We start from the raw sequence: 16,022 nt of genomic DNA on the forward strand, positions 1-16,022 counted from the left end.
CGCCCCGGGGGGCGGGGGCGGTGCCTACTCCTCCCCCGAGGCGGGCTGGTCGAGCGAGAGCTGATCGCCCGAGCCGAAGAGCTCGGCGGCCTGCTCGTCCGGGGAGCTGGCGGTCCCCTCCACCGCCGCGGCCTGCCGGCGCGCGGCGTGGTAGGCGAAGCCGGTGCCCGCCGGGATGAGCCGGCCGACGATGACGTTCTCCTTGAGCCCGCGCAGGTCGTCGCGCGCCCCGCGGGTGGCCGCCTCGGTGAGCACCCGGGTGGTCTCCTGGAACGAGGCCGCCGAGATGAACGACTCCGTCGACAGCGAGGCCTTGGTGATGCCGAGCAGGGCGGGCTCGTGGGTCGCCGGCTCCTTGCCCTCGGCGACGAGCCGCTCGTTGTCCTCGATCATCTTCTCGCGATCGAGCTGCTCGCCCTTGAGGTAGAGGGAGTCGCCGGGGTCCTTGACCTGCACCTTGCGCAGCATCTGCCGGACGATGACCTCGATGTGCTTGTCGTTGATCCCGACACCCTGGAGGCGGAAGACGTCCTGGATCTCCTGGACGATGTACTCGGCGAGCTTGGTCACGCCGAGCAGGCGCAGGATGTCGTGGGGGTTCGGCTCGCCGTCGGCGACGACCTCGCCCTTCTCGACGTGCTCGCCCTCGAAGACCGTGACGGTCCGCCACTTGGGGATGAGCTCCTCGTAGGTCTCCCCGTCCTGCTGGGTGATGATCAGCCGCTGCTTGCCCTTGGTCTCCTTGCCGAAGCCCACGGTGCCCGAGGCCTCGGCGAGGATCGCCGGCTCCTTGGGCTTGCGCGCCTCGAACAGGTCCGCCACCCGGGGCAGGCCGCCCGTGATGTCGCGGGTCTTCGAGGCCTCCTGCGGGATGCGCGCGAGGGCGTCGCCGACGCGCACCTCGGCGTTGTCGTCGAGGGAGACGATCGCCCCCGCCGGCAGGTAGTAGTGGGCCGGGATCTGCGTGCCGGCGATGTTCAGGTCGTTGCCGTCGGCGTCGACGAGCTTGATCATCGGGCGCAGGTCCTTGTAGGCGACCCGCTCCTCGGTGGTCTTGCCGTTGGCGTCGGTGACCTGGCGCTTGTGCTCGCCGGTGCCGCGGCTCTTGGGGTCCGTGACCACGAGGCTGGACAGGCCGGTGACCTCGTCGACCTCGCGCTGGACCGTCACCCCCTCGACGAAGTCGTGGAAGCGCACATAGCCGTCCACCTCGGTGATGATGGGGTGGGTGTGCGGATCCCAGTTGGCCACCACCTGGCCGGCCTCGACGGGGTCGTCGTCGCCGACGCTGAGCACCGCGCCGTAGGGGATCTTGTAGCGCTCGCGCTCGCGGCCGTACTCGTCCATGACGGTGAGCTCGCCGGAGCGGGAGACCGCCACGTAGTTGCCCGAGTGGTGCTTGACCGTCTTGATGTTGTGCAGCCGGGTCTTGCCGCCGTTGCGCACCTCCACCTGGGAGGTGGCGGCCGCCCGCGAGGCCGCGCCGCCGATGTGGAAGGTCCGCATGGTCAGCTGCGTGCCCGGCTCGCCGATCGACTGCGCGGCGATCACGCCCACCGCCTCGCCGGTGTTCACGCCGTGGCCGCGGGCCAGGTCGCGGCCGTAGCACTTGGCGCACACGCCGTAGTGGGTCTTGCACGTCACCGGCGAGCGGACCTTGACCTCGTCGATCCCGCGGCCCTCGAGCCGCTCGACCCAGTCCTCGTCGAGCAGCGTGCCCGCCTCGGCGACGACCTCGTCGCTGCCCGGCACGAGCACGTCCTCGGCGACCACGCGGCCGAGCACCCGCTCGCCGAGGGTCTCGACGACGTCGCCGCCCTCGATGATCGGGGTGAGCACCAGGCCGTCGGTGGTCCCGCAGTCCTCCTCGGTGACGACGAGGTCCTGGGAGACGTCGACGAGCCGCCGGGTCAGGTAGCCCGAGTTCGCCGTCTTCAGCGCCGTGTCCGCCAGGCCCTTACGCGCGCCGTGGGTGGAGATGAAGTACTGCAGGACGTTGAGGCCCTCGCGGAAGTTGGCCGTGATCGGCGTCTCGATGATCGAGCCGTCGGGCTTGGCCATCAGGCCGCGCATGCCGGCGAGCTGGCGGATCTGGGCGGCGGAGCCGCGGGCGCCGGAGTCGGCCATGATGAAGATCGAGTTCAGCGACTTCTGGACCGTCTCGTTGCCCTCGGCGTCGACGACGCTCTCCTGGCCCATCTGCTCCATCATCGCGCTGGCGACCTGGTCGTTGGTGTGGGCCCAGATGTCGACGACCTTGTTGTAGCGCTCGCCGCTGGTCACCAGCCCCGAGGCGTACTGGTCCTCGATCTCGCGGACCTCCTCCTCGGCCTGGTGGAGACTCTCCTCCTTGTCCGGCGGCACCTCCATGTCGTCGACGCCGATGGAGACCCCCGCCTTGGTGGAGTAGAAGAAGCCCGTGTACATGAGCTGGTCGGCGAAGATCACCGTGCCCTTCAGCCCCACGCGGCGGTAGCTGGCGTTGACCAGCCCCGAGATCCCCTTCTTGTCGAGCTCGCGGTCGACGAGCTCGAAGGGCAGGCCATCGGGGAGGATGTCGAAGAGCAGCGCCCGGCCGGCGGTGGTGCTGCGCCGCGACTCGTGCTCGACCAGCCCGCCGCTGTCGTCGAAGAGGCGCTCGCGGATGCGCACCTCGACGCGGGCGCCGAGCTCGACGGCCCCCGTCTGGTAGGCCCGGTGGACCTCCTCGACGTTGGCGAAGCGCATCCCCTCGCCGCGGGCGTTCACCCGCTCGCGGGTCATGTAGTAGACGCCGAGGACCACGTCCTGGGAGGGGACGATGATCGGCTCGCCGGAGGCCGGGGAGAGGATGTTGTTGGTCGACATCATCATCGCCCGGGACTCGAGCTGCGCCTCCAGCGACAGCGGCACGTGCACGGCCATCTGGTCGCCGTCGAAGTCGGCATTGTAGGCGGTGCACACCAGCGGGTGGAGCTGGATCGCCTTGCCCTCGATGAGCACCGGCTCGAAGGCCTGGATGCCGAGGCGGTGGAGCGTCGGCGCCCGGTTGAGCAGCACGGGGTGCTCGCGGATGACCTCCTCGAGGATATCCCAGACCTCGCCGGTCTCGCGCTCGACCATCTTCTTGGCGGCCTTGATGGTGGTCGCCTGGCCGCGGCGCTGGAGCTTGGAGAAGATGAACGGCTTGAACAGCTCCAGCGCCATGCGCTTGGGCAGGCCGCACTGGTGCAGCCGCAGCGTCGGCCCGACGACGATGACCGAGCGCCCGGAGTAGTCGACGCGCTTGCCGAGCAGGTTCTGGCGGAAGCGGCCCTGCTTGCCCTTGATCATGTCCGCCAGGGACTTGAGGGGGCGCTTGTTGGTCCCGGTGATCGCCCGGCCGCGGCGGCCGTTGTCGAGCAGCGCGTCCACCGACTCCTGGAGCATGCGCTTCTCGTTGCGCACGATGATATCCGGGGCCGCGAGCTCGAGCAGGCGGCGCAGGCGGTTGTTGCGGTTGATCACCCGCCGGTAGAGGTCGTTGAGATCCGAGGTGGCGAACCGGCCCCCGTCGAGCGGCACCAGCGGGCGCAGGTCCGGCGGGAGGACCGGCAGGACCGTCATGATCAGCCACTCCGGCTTGTTGCCCGACTCGAGGAAGGCCTCGATGAGCTTGAGCCGCTTGGTCAGGCGCTTGATCTTCGACTCGGAGCCGGTGGCGTCGATCTCGTCGCGCAGGCGCCGGGCCTCGGCCTCCAGGTCCATGCCCTTGAGGATCTCGAGCACCGCCTCGGCGCCCATGCGGGCGTCGAACTCGTCGCCGTGCTGCTCCACGGCCTCGAGGTACTCCTCGTCGGTGAGCAGCTGGCCGCGATCGAGCGGGGTCATGCCCGGCTCGATGACGATGAAGGCCTCGAAGTAGAGGACCCGCTCGACATCGCGCAGCGTCATGTCGAGGAGCAGCCCGATGCGCGAAGGCAGGCTCTTGAGGAACCAGATGTGCGCCACGGGGCTGGCGAGGTCGATATGCCCCATCCGCTCGCGGCGCACCTTGGCCTGGGTCACCTCGACGCCGCACTTCTCGCAGACCACGCCCCGGTGCTTGAGCCGCTTATACTTACCGCACAGGCACTCGTAGTCCTTCACCGGACCGAAGATCTTGGCGCAGAAGAGGCCGTCGCGCTCCGGCTTGAAGGTCCGGTAGTTGATGGTCTCCGGCTTCTTGACCTCGCCGTAGGACCAGGAACGGATCATCTCCGGAGAGGCGAGCCCGATCCGGATGCCGTCGAAGTCCTCCAGCTGACCGCCCGGCTGCTTGAAAATGTTGAGAAGATCTCTCATATCTGCTGCCCGCTCGCGCTAAATTCGTTGGCTGAGCGGCGGCGGGGCCTCCTGCGCGCTCGCCTTGGCCCCGGGCCGCCGTGCCGCTACTTCGTGGTCGGTTGCGGCTTCCTGCTGCTGCGTCAGTCGTCCCTCTCCAGCTCGATGTTGATCCCCAGGGAGCGGATCTCCTTGACCAAGACGTTGAACGACTCGGGCATCCCCGCCTCCATCCGGTGATCGCCGTCGACGATGTTCTTGTACATCTTGGTCCGGCCGCTGACGTCGTCGGACTTGACGGTGAGCATCTCCTGGAGGGTGTAGGCGGCGCCGTACGCCTCCAGGGCCCAGACCTCCATCTCGCCGAAGCGCTGGCCGCCGAACTGCGCCTTGCCGCCGAGCGGCTGCTGGGTGACCAGCGAGTACGGCCCGGTGGCGCGGGCGTGGACCTTGTCGTCGACGAGGTGGTTGAGCTTGAGCATGTACATGTAGCCCACCGTCACCGGCCGGTCGAAGGCGTCGCCGGTGCGCCCGTCGTAGAGGGTCGTCTGCCCCGACTCGGGGAGCCCGGCCAGGCGCAGCCAGCGCTTGATCTCCTCCTCGTTGGCGCCGTCGAAGACCGGCGAGGCCACCGGCACCCCGGCCTTGAGGTTCTGGCAGAGGGCGTGGACCTCCTCGTCGGTGAGGCTGTCGAGATCCTCCTTGCGCCCGGAGGCGTTGTAGATCTCCGAGAGGAAGCCGCGCAGCTGCTCGGCCTGGGCCTGCTGGGCGCTGAGCTCGGCGATGCGGTGGCCCAGCCCCCGGGCGGCCCAGCCCAGGTGGGTCTCCAGGACCTGGCCGACGTTCATCCGCGACGGCACGCCGAGCGGCGAGAGGACCACGTCGACGGGCTCGCCGTCCTCGGTGAAGGGCATGTCCTCCTCGGGGACGATCATGGAGATGACGCCCTTGTTGCCGTGCCGGCCGGCGAACTTGTCGCCCGGCTGCAGGCGGCGCTTGACCGCCAGGTGCACCTTGACCGTCTTGAGCACGCCCGGGGAGAGGTCGTCGCCGGCGGTGATCTTGGCCTTCTTCTCCTCGAAGCGCTTCTCGAAGCGGTCGCGCTGGGTCTCGAGCTGGTGGCGGACCGCCTCGAGCTGCTGGTTGACCGCCTCGTCGCGCATGCGGATCTCGAACCACCGCTCCCGGGGCAGGTCCTGGAGGTACTCCGCCGTCACCTCGGCGCCGCTGCTCAGGCCGTTGGGCCCGCCCTCGGCGACCTTGCCGACGAGCAGCTTCTCGAGCCGCGCGTAGGCGTCGTCCTCAAAGATCCGCGCCTCGTCGTTGAGGTCCTTGCGGATGCGGGCGATCTCGTCGCGCTCGATGGCGCGGGCCCGCTCGTCCTTCTCGACGCCGTCGCGGGTGAAGACCTGCACGTCGATGACGGTGCCGTCCATGCCGGTGGGCACCCGCTGGGAGGTGTCCTTCACGTCGGAGGCCTTCTCGCCGAAGATCGCCCGGAGCAGCTTCTCCTCCGGCGTCAGCTGGGTCTCGCCCTTGGGCGTGACCTTGCCGACGAGGATGTCCCCGGCCTTGACCTCGGCGCCGATGTAGACGATGCCCGACTCGTCGAGCCGCCCGAGGGCCGACTCGGAGACGTTCGGGATGTCCGAGGTGATCTCCTCCTGGCCGAGCTTGGTATCCCGGGCGACGCAGGTCAGCTCCTCGATGTGCACCGAGGTGTAGCGGTCCTCCTTGACCAGCCGCTCGGAGACGAGGATCGAGTCCTCGAAGTTGTAGCCGTTCCACGGCATGAAGGCCACGCGCATGTTCTGCCCGAGCGCGAGCTCGCCCATGTCCGTGGACGGCCCGTCGGCCAGGGTGTCGCCGCGGGCGACGGTATCCCCCACGTGGACCAGCGGCTTCTGGCTGAAGCAGGTGTTCTGGTTCGAGCGGGTGTACTTGGTCAGGTTGTAGATATCGACGCCCGGCTCGCCGGCGGTGGCCTCGTCGTCGTTGACCCGCACCACCACGCGGCTGGAGTCGACCTGCTCGACCACGCCGCCGCGCCCGGCGGTGACGATGACGCCGGAGTCGCGGGCGACGGTGCGCTCCATGCCGGTGCCGACGAACGGCTTCTCGGCGCGCAGCGTCGGCACCGCCTGGCGCTGCATGTTCGAGCCCATGAGCGCGCGGTTGGCGTCGTCGTGCTCGAGGAACGGCACCAGCGAGGCGGCCACGGAGACGATCTGCCGCGGCGAGACGTCCATGTACTGGACGCGGTCCGCCGTCGCCATGGTGAACTCGTTCTGGTGGCGGCAGGAGATCAGGTCGTCCGCGAGCCGGCCGTTCTCGTCGACGCGGGCGTTGGCCTGGGCGATGACGTAGCGGGTCTCCTCGATGGCCGACAAGTACTCGACCTGGTCGGTCACGTAGCCGTCGACCACCTTGCGGTAGGCCGTCTCCAGGAAGCCGTACCGGTTGGCGCTGGCGTAGACCGCCAGGGAGTTGATCAGCCCGATGTTCGGCCCCTCCGGGGTCTCGATGGGGCAGACGCGGCCGTAGTGCGTCGGGTGGACGTCGCGGACCTCGAAGCCCGCCCGCTCGCGGGTCAGCCCGCCCGGGCCGAGCGCCGAGATGCGGCGCTTGTGCGTGACCTCGGAGAGCGGGTTGTTCTGGTCCATGAACTGCGACAGCTGCGAGGAGCCGAAGAACTCCTTGATCGCCGCGGCCACCGGCTTGGCGTTGATCAGCTCCTGGGGCATCAGCCCCTCGCTCTCAGCCAGCGACAGGCGCTCCTTGACGGCGCGCTCGACGCGCACGAGGCCGACGCGGAAGACGTTCTCGGCCATCTCGCCGACCGAGCGCACGCGGCGGTTGCCGAGGTGGTCGATGTCGTCGGTCTGGCCCTTGCCGTTGCGGATGTCGATGAGCTCGCGCAGCACCGCGAGGATATCGGAGTCCTCGCCGTAGCGCTCGAGGAGCTCACGCGCCTGCGCCTCGGGCTCCTCGAGGCCGCCGAAGTACTTGCCGTCGTAGAGGATCCCGGGGCCGGTCTCCTCGTCGCGGCCGACCCGCAGGTTGAACTTCATCCGCCCCACCGGCGAGAGGTCGTAGCGGTCGTGGGTGAAGAACAGGCTGTGGAAGAGGTTCTCCGCCGCGTCCTTCGTCGGCGGCTCGCCGGGGCGCATCATGCGGTAGATCTCGACCAGCGCCTCGACCTGGGAGCGCGTCGAGTCCACCGCCAGGGTGTTCGACATGTACGGGCCGCGGTCGAGATCGTTGACGAACAGCGTCTCGATCTCCTGGATGCCGGCGTCGCGGATCGCCTGCACCAGCTCCGCGGTGAGGCTGGTGTTGGCCTCGGCGATGACCTCCCCGGTCGCCGTATCGACCACGTCGTGGGCGAGGATCTTGCCGACGAGGTAGTCCTCGGGCACCTCCAGCTGCTCGATGCCGGCCTTCTCGAGCTTCTTGATGTGCCGGGCGGTCACGCGCCGGCCGGACTCGACGACGGTCTCGCCGTCGGCGACGATGTCGAAGCTCGCCGTCTCCCCGCGCAGCCGCTCGGGGATGAGGTCGAGCACCACGGTGCCGCCCGGCCGCAGGTGGAAGCGGTCCATGTCGAAGAAGGCGTAGAGGATCTCCTCCGGCGTATAGCCGAGCGCGCGGAGGAGGACGCTCGCCGGGAGCTTGCGCCGCCGATCGATGCGCACGAAGATCGAGTCCCGGGGGTCGAACTCGAAGTCGAGCCACGAGCCACGGTACGGGATGACCCGCGCCGAGAAGAGCAGCTTCCCGGAGGAGTGGCTCTTGCCCTTGTCGTGGTCGAAGAAGACCCCGGGGGAGCGGTGGAGCTGGTTGACGATGACCCGCTCGGTGCCGTTGACGACGAAGGTGCCCGTGGAGGTCATCAGGGGCAGCTCGCCCATGTAGACCTCCTGCTCCTTGATGTCCTTCACGCCGCCGCCCTCCTTGTCGTAGAGGGCGAGGCGGACGAGCATGCGCAGCGGCGCCGAGTACGTCAGCCCGCGGCTCTGGCACTCCTTGACGTCGAACGGCGGCTCACCGATGGAGTACGAGACGTACTGCAGCTCAGCGTTCCCCGAATGGCTCTGGATCGGGAAGACCGACCGGAACGCGCCCTCGAGCCCCACCTCCGGGTCGCGCCCCTCCTCGGCGACCTCGTCTTGCAAGAACTGCCTATAGGAGTCAATCTGCGTCGCGAGCAGGTAGGGGACCTCGAGGATGTTCGGGAGCTTCCCAAAGTCCTTGCGGATGCGCTTCTTCTCGGTGAACGAATAGGCCATCGGGCTTCCTCAGCGCTTGATCGGGGCACTACCAACAGGCACAGGCCGGCGACCAATCGGCCGCCAGCCCGCGCATTAGACAGCTTGTGGCGAGAGGGGCGCCCCGCTCACTTGAGCTCGACGCTCGCCCCCGCCTCTTCCATCTTCGATTTGATGTCCTCGGCCTCCTCCTTCGAGGCGCCCTCCTTGATCGGCGACGGGCAGCCCTCGACGACCTCCTTGGCCTCCTTCAGGCCGAGGCCGGTCACGCCGCGCACGGCCTTGATGACGCCGACCTTGTTGTCGCCGTGGGCCGAGAGGATGACGTCGAACTCCGTCTGCTCCTCGGCCGGCTCGGCAGCCTCGCCCCCGCCGCCGCCTGCCGGGGCAGCCTGGACGGCGGCCGCAGCCGTGACGCCGAACTTCTCCTCCATCGCCTCGATGAGCTCGACCACCTCCATGACGCTCATGTTGGAAATGGTCTCCAGGATCTCGTCTTTCGAAACGGCCATCGTCTCTATCTCCTCAACTATAGACTCTGCGAGTGGACCCGGTCAGGTCCGGTGGCGTATCGCGGCGTGGTCAGGCGGCTGACCCCTCCTTGGCCTCGCGGACGGCGGCCAGGGTGCGAACCAGCTTGCCCGGCACCTCGTTCACGGTGGTGGTCAGCTTCTGGACCGGGGCACGCATGGTCGCCATCAGCTTGGAGAGCGCCTCCTCGCGCGTCGGCAGGCTCGCCAGCCGATCGAGGTGCTCCGCGGAGTAGAGCTGCCCGCCGAAGGCCACATTGCGGGCCGTCAGGGCGGGGCACTCCTTGCTGAAGTCGCGCACGAGCCGCGCGGCCGCTCCCGGATCGTCCTGGGAGAAGGCCAGCAGCAAGGGGCCCTGGAAGCCCTCGATCATGCACTCGAACTCGGTGCCGGCCACTGCCCGCCGAGCCAGGGTGTTCTTGACCACCCGCAGGTAGACGCCCCGCTCCCGCGCCTGGGCGCGCAGCCGGTCCATCTCCACGGCGGTCAGCCCCCGGTACTCGGCGGAGACCGCGGTCAGCGCCTGCTCGGCGACCGCAGCCACCTCCTGCACCATCGCCTTTTTCTGCTCCAGACTCAGTCCCATCGTCTGTCTCCTGGGAAGGTTGCTCTTCTCGGAAGTCGCCTCCCGGGAGCCGATGGCACACACCCGGACGGTGCGCTTCTCGACTCTCTCGAGTCGGCTTCACGGTGGCGAAGTGCAGGTCCTCGCTTGCGCCACCGTCTACGCTGGCGGGCGTAGGCTGGCCCTTTAAGCGCCGCCGCCGACGGCGCACCGGCGGTCTTGGACGGCTGTCGCAGATGGTTTGACAGCCGGATCGGATCGATGGATCCGATCAGCCCGCCGCGCCCGCCCGTGCGGCGGGCGCGGCGGCATCGCTCGCGCTAGACCCCCATGGTCGACTGGTCGACGTGGACGCCGGTCCCCATGGTCGACGACACGGTGATCTGCTTGATGTAGGTGCCCTTGGACGTGCTCGGCTTGAGCTTGTGGAGATCGCTCAGCAGCGCCCGCAGGTTCTCCTTGAGCGCCTCGTTGTCGAAGGTGTCGCGGCCGATGGCGCAGTGGATCACGCCGCCGCGATCCGTCCGGTAGCGGACCTGGCCGGCCTTGGCGTTGCGCACGGCGGCGGCGACATCGCTGGCCACGGTGCCGGTCTTCGGGTTGGGCATCAGCCCCCGCGGACCGAGCACGGGGCCGAGCTTGCCCACGACGCCCATGGCGTCCGGGGCGGCGATCACCACGTCGTAGTCGAGCTCGCCGCCCTGCATGCGCTCGGCGAGATCGTCCATGCCCACGGCGTCCGCGCCCTCGGCCTCCGCCGCCTCGGCGCCCTCGCCCTGGGCGAAGACCGCCACGCGCATGCTCTTGCCGGTGCCGTTGGGCAGGACCGTGGAGCCGCGCACGATCTGGTCGGACTTGCGCGGATCGACGCCGAGGTCGACCGCGACGTCGATGCTCTCCGAAAAGCGCGCCGTCGCCAGCTCCTTCACCAGGCTGAAGGCCTCCTCCACGGGGTACTGCTGCGTCCGGTCGACGCGCTCGCGAATCATCCGCTGGCGCTTCGTCAGCTTCGCCATGGCCTAGACCCCCTCCACGTCGATACCCATGCTGCGGGCTGTCCCCGCAATGCTCCGCACTGCGCTGTCCATATCGGAGGCATTGAGGTCAGGCCACTTGGTGCGGGCGATCTCCTCGAGCTGATCGCGCTGCACGGTACCGACCTTCTTCGTGTTCGGCGTGCCAGACCCACCCTTCGCGTTGATCGCCTTGAGCAGCAGCACCGGCGCCGGCGGGGTCTTGGTGACGAAGGTGAAGCTCCGATCCGAGTAGACGGTGATCACCACCGGGATCGGCAGCCCCGACTCCATCTCCTGGGTCTGGGCGTTGAACGCCTTACAGAACTCCATGATGTTGACGCCGTGCTGGCCGAGCGCCGGGCCCACGGGCGGGCTCGGATTGGCCTGCCCGGCCGGCACCTGCAGCTTGACGTACGCTTCAATCTTCTTGGCCATGCTCTTGCGCTCCTCTTTACGGGTGCAGGCGCCTCTCGGCTCCCCGTACGCTTAGCGGCGCCACCGGCGCCGCTGGACGACTCCGCCTCACAGGCTCTACGTCTTCTCGACCTGGCTGAACTCCAGCTCCACCGGGGTCGAGCGCCCGAAGATCATCACCGCGACCCGCAGGCGGTTCTTCTCGTAGTTGACCTCCTCGACGGCGCCGTTGAAGTCCGTAAACGGCCCGTCCGTGACCCGGACCACCTCGCCGACCTCGAACAGGACCTTGGGGCGCGGCTTCTCGGCGCCCTCGCGGACGCGGTTGAGGATGGCCTCGGCCTCCTGGTCCGAGATCGGGGCCGGGCGATCCGGGCGCCCGCCGATAAAGCCCATGACCCGGGGCACCTCCTTGACCAGGTGCCAGGTGTCGTCGTCGAGCTCCATCTGGACCAGGACGTAGCCGGGGAAGAACTTGCGCTCGCTCTTGCGCTTCTGCCCCTCCCGGATCTCGACGACCTCCTCGGTCGGCACGAGGATCTCGCCGAACTTATCCTCCATCCCGGCGCGCTTGATGCGCTCCTCGAGGGAGCGCCGGACCTGTTTCTCGAATCCCGAGTAGGCGTGGATCACGTACCAGCGCAGTGCCATGCGTCAGCCTCCGTGGCCGGTAACCATGCCGACCAGCCAGAGCAACAGCAGGTCCATAAGCCACAGGAAGACGGCCACTAGGATCACCACCGCCGCAACGATCAGGGTTGTCTGCAGCGTCTCTTGGCGGGTAGGCCAGATGACCTTGCGGACCTCTTGCTTGGCCCCTTGCGCGAAGGCCCACAGGGCCTGCCCCTTGGCGGTGGTCGCCAGGACGGCGGTCACTGCGGCCACCACGGCCAGCAGACCGCCTACGCGGTAGAGAAGGGGCTGATCGCCGAAATAGTAGAACCCGGCGATGCCCCCGACCCCGAGGGCGATCGCGACAATCCACTTAACGACGTCGAGGGAGGATCCCCGAGCCTGAGCGCTTGATTTCATGGGCCCTGCTACCGAAGCGGTCCGGCGGGCGGGGGCCCGCCGGACCGCGTCGAGGATTTGGCAGGCCAGGAGGGACTCGAACCCCCAACCTGCGGTTTTGGAGACCGCTGCTCTGCCAATTGAGCTACTGGCCTATTTGGAAAACTTGCGGCCGGAGGCGCCAGGCCGGTGGCCGGCGCCCCTCTCGCCCTGCGATCACTCGATGATCTTGGAGACGACGCCGGCGCCGACGGTGCGGCCGCCCTCGCGGACCGCGAAGCGCAGCCCCTCTTCCATGGCGATGGGCGCAATCAGCTGCACCGTCATCTTCACGTTATCGCCCGGCATCACCATCTCGGTGCCCTCCGGCAGCTCCACCGTCCCGGTGACGTCCGTCGTGCGGAAGTAGAACTGCGGCCGATACCCCTGGAAGAACGGCGTGTGCCGGCCTCCCTCGTCCTTCGACAGGACGTAGACCTCGCCCTCGAAGTGCGTGTGCGGCGTGATCGACTTCGGCTTGCACAGCACCTGGCCGCGGTCGACCTCGTCGCGCTTGATCCCGCGCAGCAGCACGCCGACGTTGTCGCCGGCCTCGCCCTGATCGAGCAGCTTGCGGAACATCTCCACGCCCGTGGCCGTCGTCTTGCGCGTCTCGCGCAGCCCGACGATCTCCACGTCGTCGCCGACCTTGATCACGCCGCGCTCGACCCGGCCCGTGACCACCGTCCCGCGCCCGGAGATCGAGAAGACGTCCTCGATCGGCATCAGGAACGGCTGATCCACCGGGCGCTCCGGCTGCGGGATCGCCTCGTCCATCGCCTCGACCAGGCGCACGATCGACGGCTGGCCCATCTCCGAGTCGTCGCCCTCGAGCGCCTTGAGCGCCGAGCCGGTGACCACCGGGATGTTGTCGCCGTCGAAGTCGTAGTCGTTGAGCAGCTCCCGGACCTCCATCTCGACGAGCTCGAGCAGCTCCGGGTCGTCGACCATGTCCGCCTTGTTCAGGTAGACCACGATCGCCGGCACGCCGACCTGGCGCGCCAGCAGGATGTGCTCGCGCGTCTGCGGCATCGGCCCGTCGGCCGCCGAGACCACGAGGATCGAGCCGTCCATCTGCGCCGCGCCCGTGATCATGTTCTTGACGTAGTCGGCGTGGCCCGGGCAGTCGACGTGGGCGTAGTGGCGGCTCTCCGACTCGTACTCGACGTGCGCCGTCGCGATCGTGATCCCGCGCTGGCGCTCCTCCGGCGCGTTATCGATCTGGTCGAAGGCGCGCGCCTCACCGCCGTACGAGCTCGAGAGCACCTTCGTCATCGCCGCCGTCAGCGTCGTCTTGCCATGGTCCACGTGACCAATCGTCCCCACGTTCACGTGCGGCTTCTTACGCTCAAACTTTTCCTTGGACATCGACGGCTCTCTCCGTTGTCGTGTCGTACTATGATCGACGAAGCGGCGCTACCACCACGCCCACCGAGGTGAGCACTGGAGCCCATAACCGGACTCGAACCGGTGACCTCTTCCTTACCAAGGAAGTGCTCTACCTGCTGAGCTATATGGGCCTAACTCTGCTGCAACTCCGCTCTCGGCACCACCTGGAGCGCTGGAGCGGGTGATGGGAATCGAACCCACGTCATCAGCTTGGAAGGCTGAGGTTCTACCACTGAACTACACCCGCAAGCCGAACCTCTTGTGCCTTCTCGCCCCGGGCCGCGCCCAGGGCCGTTGTATGGTGGAGGGGGTAGGATTCGAACCTACGAAGGCTAAGCCAGCAGATTTACAGTCTGCCCCCGTTGGCCGCTTGGGTACCCCTCCGGATACAGGATTGGTAATTGTCCAGAGATGCCCGCAGGCTGTCAACACCGTATTGGAGCTGGCGGCCGGACTCGAACCGACGACCCGCTGCTTACAAGGCAGCCGCTCTACCGACTGAGCTACGCCAGCGCGCTCGGCACTTTCGCTATCGTAACCACCAAGCGAGCGCCTCGCAATCGGCCGGCTCCCCATCGGCCCCGGCGGCCGTGCCGGCGCGCGCCCGCTACGAGGCCTCGGCCACGGCGGCGAGGCCCTCAAGGACAAGGGCCGGCCGCCTCTGCCACGCCCCCGGCAGCTCGGGGAGCAGCCAGTCGGCCCCGCCCCCCGTGGCCAGCCGCGCCCCTGCCGGCGGGCAGGCCGGGCAGACCTGCTCGACGAGGGCCCGGGCCGCCGCCGCGACGCCGTAGCGGGCCCCGCCGTAGACGGCGGCCTCGGTACTCCGCCCGGGAAGCTCCGCCGCCTGGAAGGCGCCCCCCATCTCGATGCGCCCTGTCCCCTGGCTCAGGGTGCGGACGAGGAGCTCGCGGCCGGGGAAGATCGCCCCCCCGAGGTGGCGGCCCTCGGCGTCCAGCCCGTCCACCGTGATCGCCGTGCCGGCATCCACGATACAGGCCCCTTGGGGGGCGCAGCGCCGGGCGCCGATCAGGGCCGCCCAACGATCGGCGCCGAGCAAGGCCGGCTCGGCGTAGGCGTTGATCACCCCCCAGCCCTGCCCCGCCGGCTCGATCCACTCCACCGTACGGCGCCACAGCCGCCTCGCAACGGCCTCGACGGCCCCCCGGCGCGCCTGCGAGGCGACACACACGCCGAGGACCCGAGCCGGCGGCGGGATCCTGGACCAGGCCGCCTCCAGGCCCTGCGCCCACGCCGCCTCCAGGCAGTCGGCGGCGCCGTGCCCGGTCAGCCGGCCGCCGCTCAGCCGCGCCCACTTGAGCCGGGTGTTCCCGGCATCCACGAGCAGGGTCACGGCTGCGCCCTCACCTGGACCTCGCCGCTCGAGACGCGCTCCCGGCCTCCGCTATGCTCGATGATCAGCCGCCCCTGGGGGTCGATCCCGCACGCCCGTCCCACGAGGACGCGCCCCGGCGCGGAGAGCGTCACCTGGCGGCCGCCGAGGGCGTCGTAGCGCGGCCAGTCCTCGATCAGCCCCGCCAGCCCCTCGGCCTCGAAGGCCCGCGCCGTCACCGCCACCGCCGCCGCCATCCGCCCGGCCAGCGCCGTGCGCCTGCCGCGGTAGCACGCCCCGGGGAGCGCTGCGGCGCGCTGATCGCCCACCTCTGCGCCGCCCGGCGGGGCGGCGAGGTTGACCCCCACGCCGATGACCACGCGGCAAGGGCCTTGCGGCTCGCCGCGCAGCTCGGTCAGGATCCCGCCCAGCTTACCGCCTTCGAGGAGCAGGTCGTTCGGCCACTTGACCGACACCGGGGCGTCGAGCTCTCTGAGGGTGCGCGCCAGCGCGAGGGCCACGGCCACCGCCAGCGGGGCAGGCGGCTCGATCAGGCGCGCGAAGCGGTAGGCGACCGAGAGGTAGAGCCCCCCGAGCGGGGAGGCCCAGGCGCGGGCGAAGCGGCCGCGGCCGCCGGACTGCGCCTCTGCGAAGTAGGCGGCGGTAGGCTCGGGCGGGCCCCGCAGCGCCTCATCGCTCGTCGAGGCCGGCCTGAAGAGCGTCCGGAGCTGCGCGCCCGCCTCCCCGCCGGCCTGCCGCCACGCCGCCTCGAGCCCCGCAAGGTGCAGGGGCTCATACCCGCCCGGGAGGCGGTAGCCCCGTCCCGAGCACGCCTCAACGGCCAGCCCGTACTCCCGGAGCCTCTGGACGGCGCGGCAGACAGCGGCCCGGGTCACCCCGAGCCCGGCGCCGAGCTCCTCGCCCGAGTGGTACTCGCCGTCGCACAGCCGCTGGAGCACCCGCCCCGCGCTCGACGCCTCTAGGTGCTGCACAGGCCCATCACCTATCTATGCGCATTCAGTATAGCCAAAAAAAAGCCCCCATAGCGTCGAGCTATGGGGGCTTGGTTTGTAGGGGGCCTGGCGATGACCTACTTTCGCACGGCGTTTGCCGCACTATCATCGGCGCTGAGCGGTTTCACTGCCGAGTTCGGAATGGTGTCGGGTGGTTCCCGCTCGC

The 16,022-nt window shown here is 69.2% G+C and carries 11 protein-coding genes, 5 tRNA genes and 1 rRNA gene; all 17 read right to left on the reverse strand.

From position 1 onward, the window contains the following. Positions 1-24: 24 nt before the first annotated feature. A complete protein-coding gene (gene rpoC, locus CKO13_RS01285) occupies positions 25-4,302 on the reverse strand; it encodes a DNA-directed RNA polymerase subunit beta' (RefSeq protein ID WP_200256068.1) in 4,278 nt (1,425 codons plus the stop codon). Positions 4,303-4,424: 122 nt separating this feature from the next. Beyond that, positions 4,425-8,570: a DNA-directed RNA polymerase subunit beta gene (rpoB, locus tag CKO13_RS01290; protein WP_200256069.1), complete on the reverse strand. Its 4,146-nt coding sequence runs from the start codon at positions 8,568-8,570 to the stop codon at positions 4,425-4,427. Between the two features lie 107 nt (positions 8,571-8,677). After that, entirely contained in the window at positions 8,678-9,061 is a 384-nt protein-coding gene (gene rplL / locus CKO13_RS01295) for a 50S ribosomal protein L7/L12 (protein WP_200256070.1), read from the reverse strand. A 70-nt stretch (positions 9,062-9,131) separates the two neighbouring features. After that, a complete protein-coding gene (gene rplJ, locus CKO13_RS01300) occupies positions 9,132-9,665 on the reverse strand; it encodes a 50S ribosomal protein L10 (protein ID WP_200256071.1) in 534 nt (177 codons plus the stop codon). A 299-nt stretch (positions 9,666-9,964) separates the two neighbouring features. After that, positions 9,965-10,660 (reverse strand): 50S ribosomal protein L1, encoded by a 696-nt coding sequence (gene rplA / locus CKO13_RS01305; RefSeq protein WP_200256073.1) that lies wholly within the window; start codon positions 10,658-10,660, stop codon positions 9,965-9,967. Between the two features lie 3 nt (positions 10,661-10,663). Next, the gene (gene rplK, locus CKO13_RS01310; protein WP_200256075.1) at positions 10,664-11,095 is read right to left on the reverse strand and encodes a 50S ribosomal protein L11; all 432 of its coding nucleotides are present in this window, start codon (positions 11,093-11,095) and stop codon (positions 10,664-10,666) included. Positions 11,096-11,191: 96 nt separating this feature from the next. Continuing rightward, complete coding sequence (gene nusG / locus CKO13_RS01315; RefSeq protein ID WP_200256077.1) at positions 11,192-11,725, reverse strand: transcription termination/antitermination protein NusG; 534 nt, start codon at positions 11,723-11,725, stop codon at positions 11,192-11,194. Positions 11,726-11,728: 3 nt separating this feature from the next. After that, a complete protein-coding gene (gene secE / locus CKO13_RS01320) occupies positions 11,729-12,106 on the reverse strand; it encodes a preprotein translocase subunit SecE (protein WP_200256079.1) in 378 nt (125 codons plus the stop codon). Between the two features lie 58 nt (positions 12,107-12,164). Next, positions 12,165-12,240 (reverse strand) — tRNA-Trp (locus CKO13_RS01325). 61 nt (positions 12,241-12,301) lie between these two features. After that, complete coding sequence (tuf, locus tag CKO13_RS01330; protein ID WP_200256064.1) at positions 12,302-13,492, reverse strand: elongation factor Tu; 1,191 nt, start codon at positions 13,490-13,492, stop codon at positions 12,302-12,304. 76 nt (positions 13,493-13,568) lie between these two features. Beyond that, positions 13,569-13,644 (reverse strand) — tRNA-Thr (locus CKO13_RS01335). Positions 13,645-13,686: 42 nt separating this feature from the next. Then, positions 13,687-13,760: transfer RNA gene (locus tag CKO13_RS01340), tRNA-Gly, on the reverse strand. Positions 13,761-13,812: 52 nt separating this feature from the next. Continuing rightward, positions 13,813-13,897 (reverse strand) — tRNA-Tyr (locus tag CKO13_RS01345). 53 nt (positions 13,898-13,950) lie between these two features. Further along, positions 13,951-14,026: transfer RNA gene (locus CKO13_RS01350), tRNA-Thr, on the reverse strand. A gap of 94 nt (positions 14,027-14,120) precedes the next feature. Beyond that, the gene (locus tag CKO13_RS01355) at positions 14,121-14,864 is read right to left on the reverse strand and encodes a type III pantothenate kinase (protein WP_200256081.1); all 744 of its coding nucleotides are present in this window, start codon (positions 14,862-14,864) and stop codon (positions 14,121-14,123) included. Beyond that, positions 14,861-15,835: a biotin--[acetyl-CoA-carboxylase] ligase gene (locus CKO13_RS01360; protein ID WP_200256084.1), complete on the reverse strand. Its 975-nt coding sequence runs from the start codon at positions 15,833-15,835 to the stop codon at positions 14,861-14,863. The genes CKO13_RS01355 and CKO13_RS01360 overlap by 4 nt, the downstream gene beginning before the upstream one ends. Before the next feature lie 85 nt (positions 15,836-15,920). After that, positions 15,921-16,022, reverse strand: a 5S ribosomal RNA gene (rrf, locus tag CKO13_RS01365); the annotation flags it as partial.

This window comes from Halorhodospira neutriphila (assembly GCF_016584055.1).
Lineage (GTDB): Bacteria > Pseudomonadota > Gammaproteobacteria > Nitrococcales > Halorhodospiraceae > Halorhodospira > Halorhodospira neutriphila.

What these genes read in the sequence shown, in the direction of transcription:
- rplK (WP_200256075.1), bottom strand. Translation starts at nt 11,095, where the DNA reads ATGGCCAAGAAGATTGAAGCGTACGTCAAGCTGCAGGTGCCGGCCGGG.
- rpoB (WP_200256069.1), bottom strand. Translation starts at nt 8,570, where the DNA reads ATGGCCTATTCGTTCACCGAGAAGAAGCGCATCCGCAAGGACTTTGGG.
- secE (WP_200256079.1), bottom strand. Translation starts at nt 12,106, where the DNA reads ATGAAATCAAGCGCTCAGGCTCGGGGATCCTCCCTCGACGTCGTTAAG.
- rplJ (WP_200256071.1), bottom strand. Translation starts at nt 9,665, where the DNA reads ATGGGACTGAGTCTGGAGCAGAAAAAGGCGATGGTGCAGGAGGTGGCT.
- tuf (WP_200256064.1), bottom strand. Translation starts at nt 13,492, where the DNA reads ATGTCCAAGGAAAAGTTTGAGCGTAAGAAGCCGCACGTGAACGTGGGG.
- rplL (WP_200256070.1), bottom strand. Translation starts at nt 9,061, where the DNA reads ATGGCCGTTTCGAAAGACGAGATCCTGGAGACCATTTCCAACATGAGC.
- rplA (WP_200256073.1), bottom strand. Translation starts at nt 10,660, where the DNA reads ATGGCGAAGCTGACGAAGCGCCAGCGGATGATTCGCGAGCGCGTCGAC.
- rpoC (WP_200256068.1), bottom strand. Translation starts at nt 4,302, where the DNA reads ATGAGAGATCTTCTCAACATTTTCAAGCAGCCGGGCGGTCAGCTGGAG.
- nusG (WP_200256077.1), bottom strand. Translation starts at nt 11,725, where the DNA reads ATGGCACTGCGCTGGTACGTGATCCACGCCTACTCGGGATTCGAGAAA.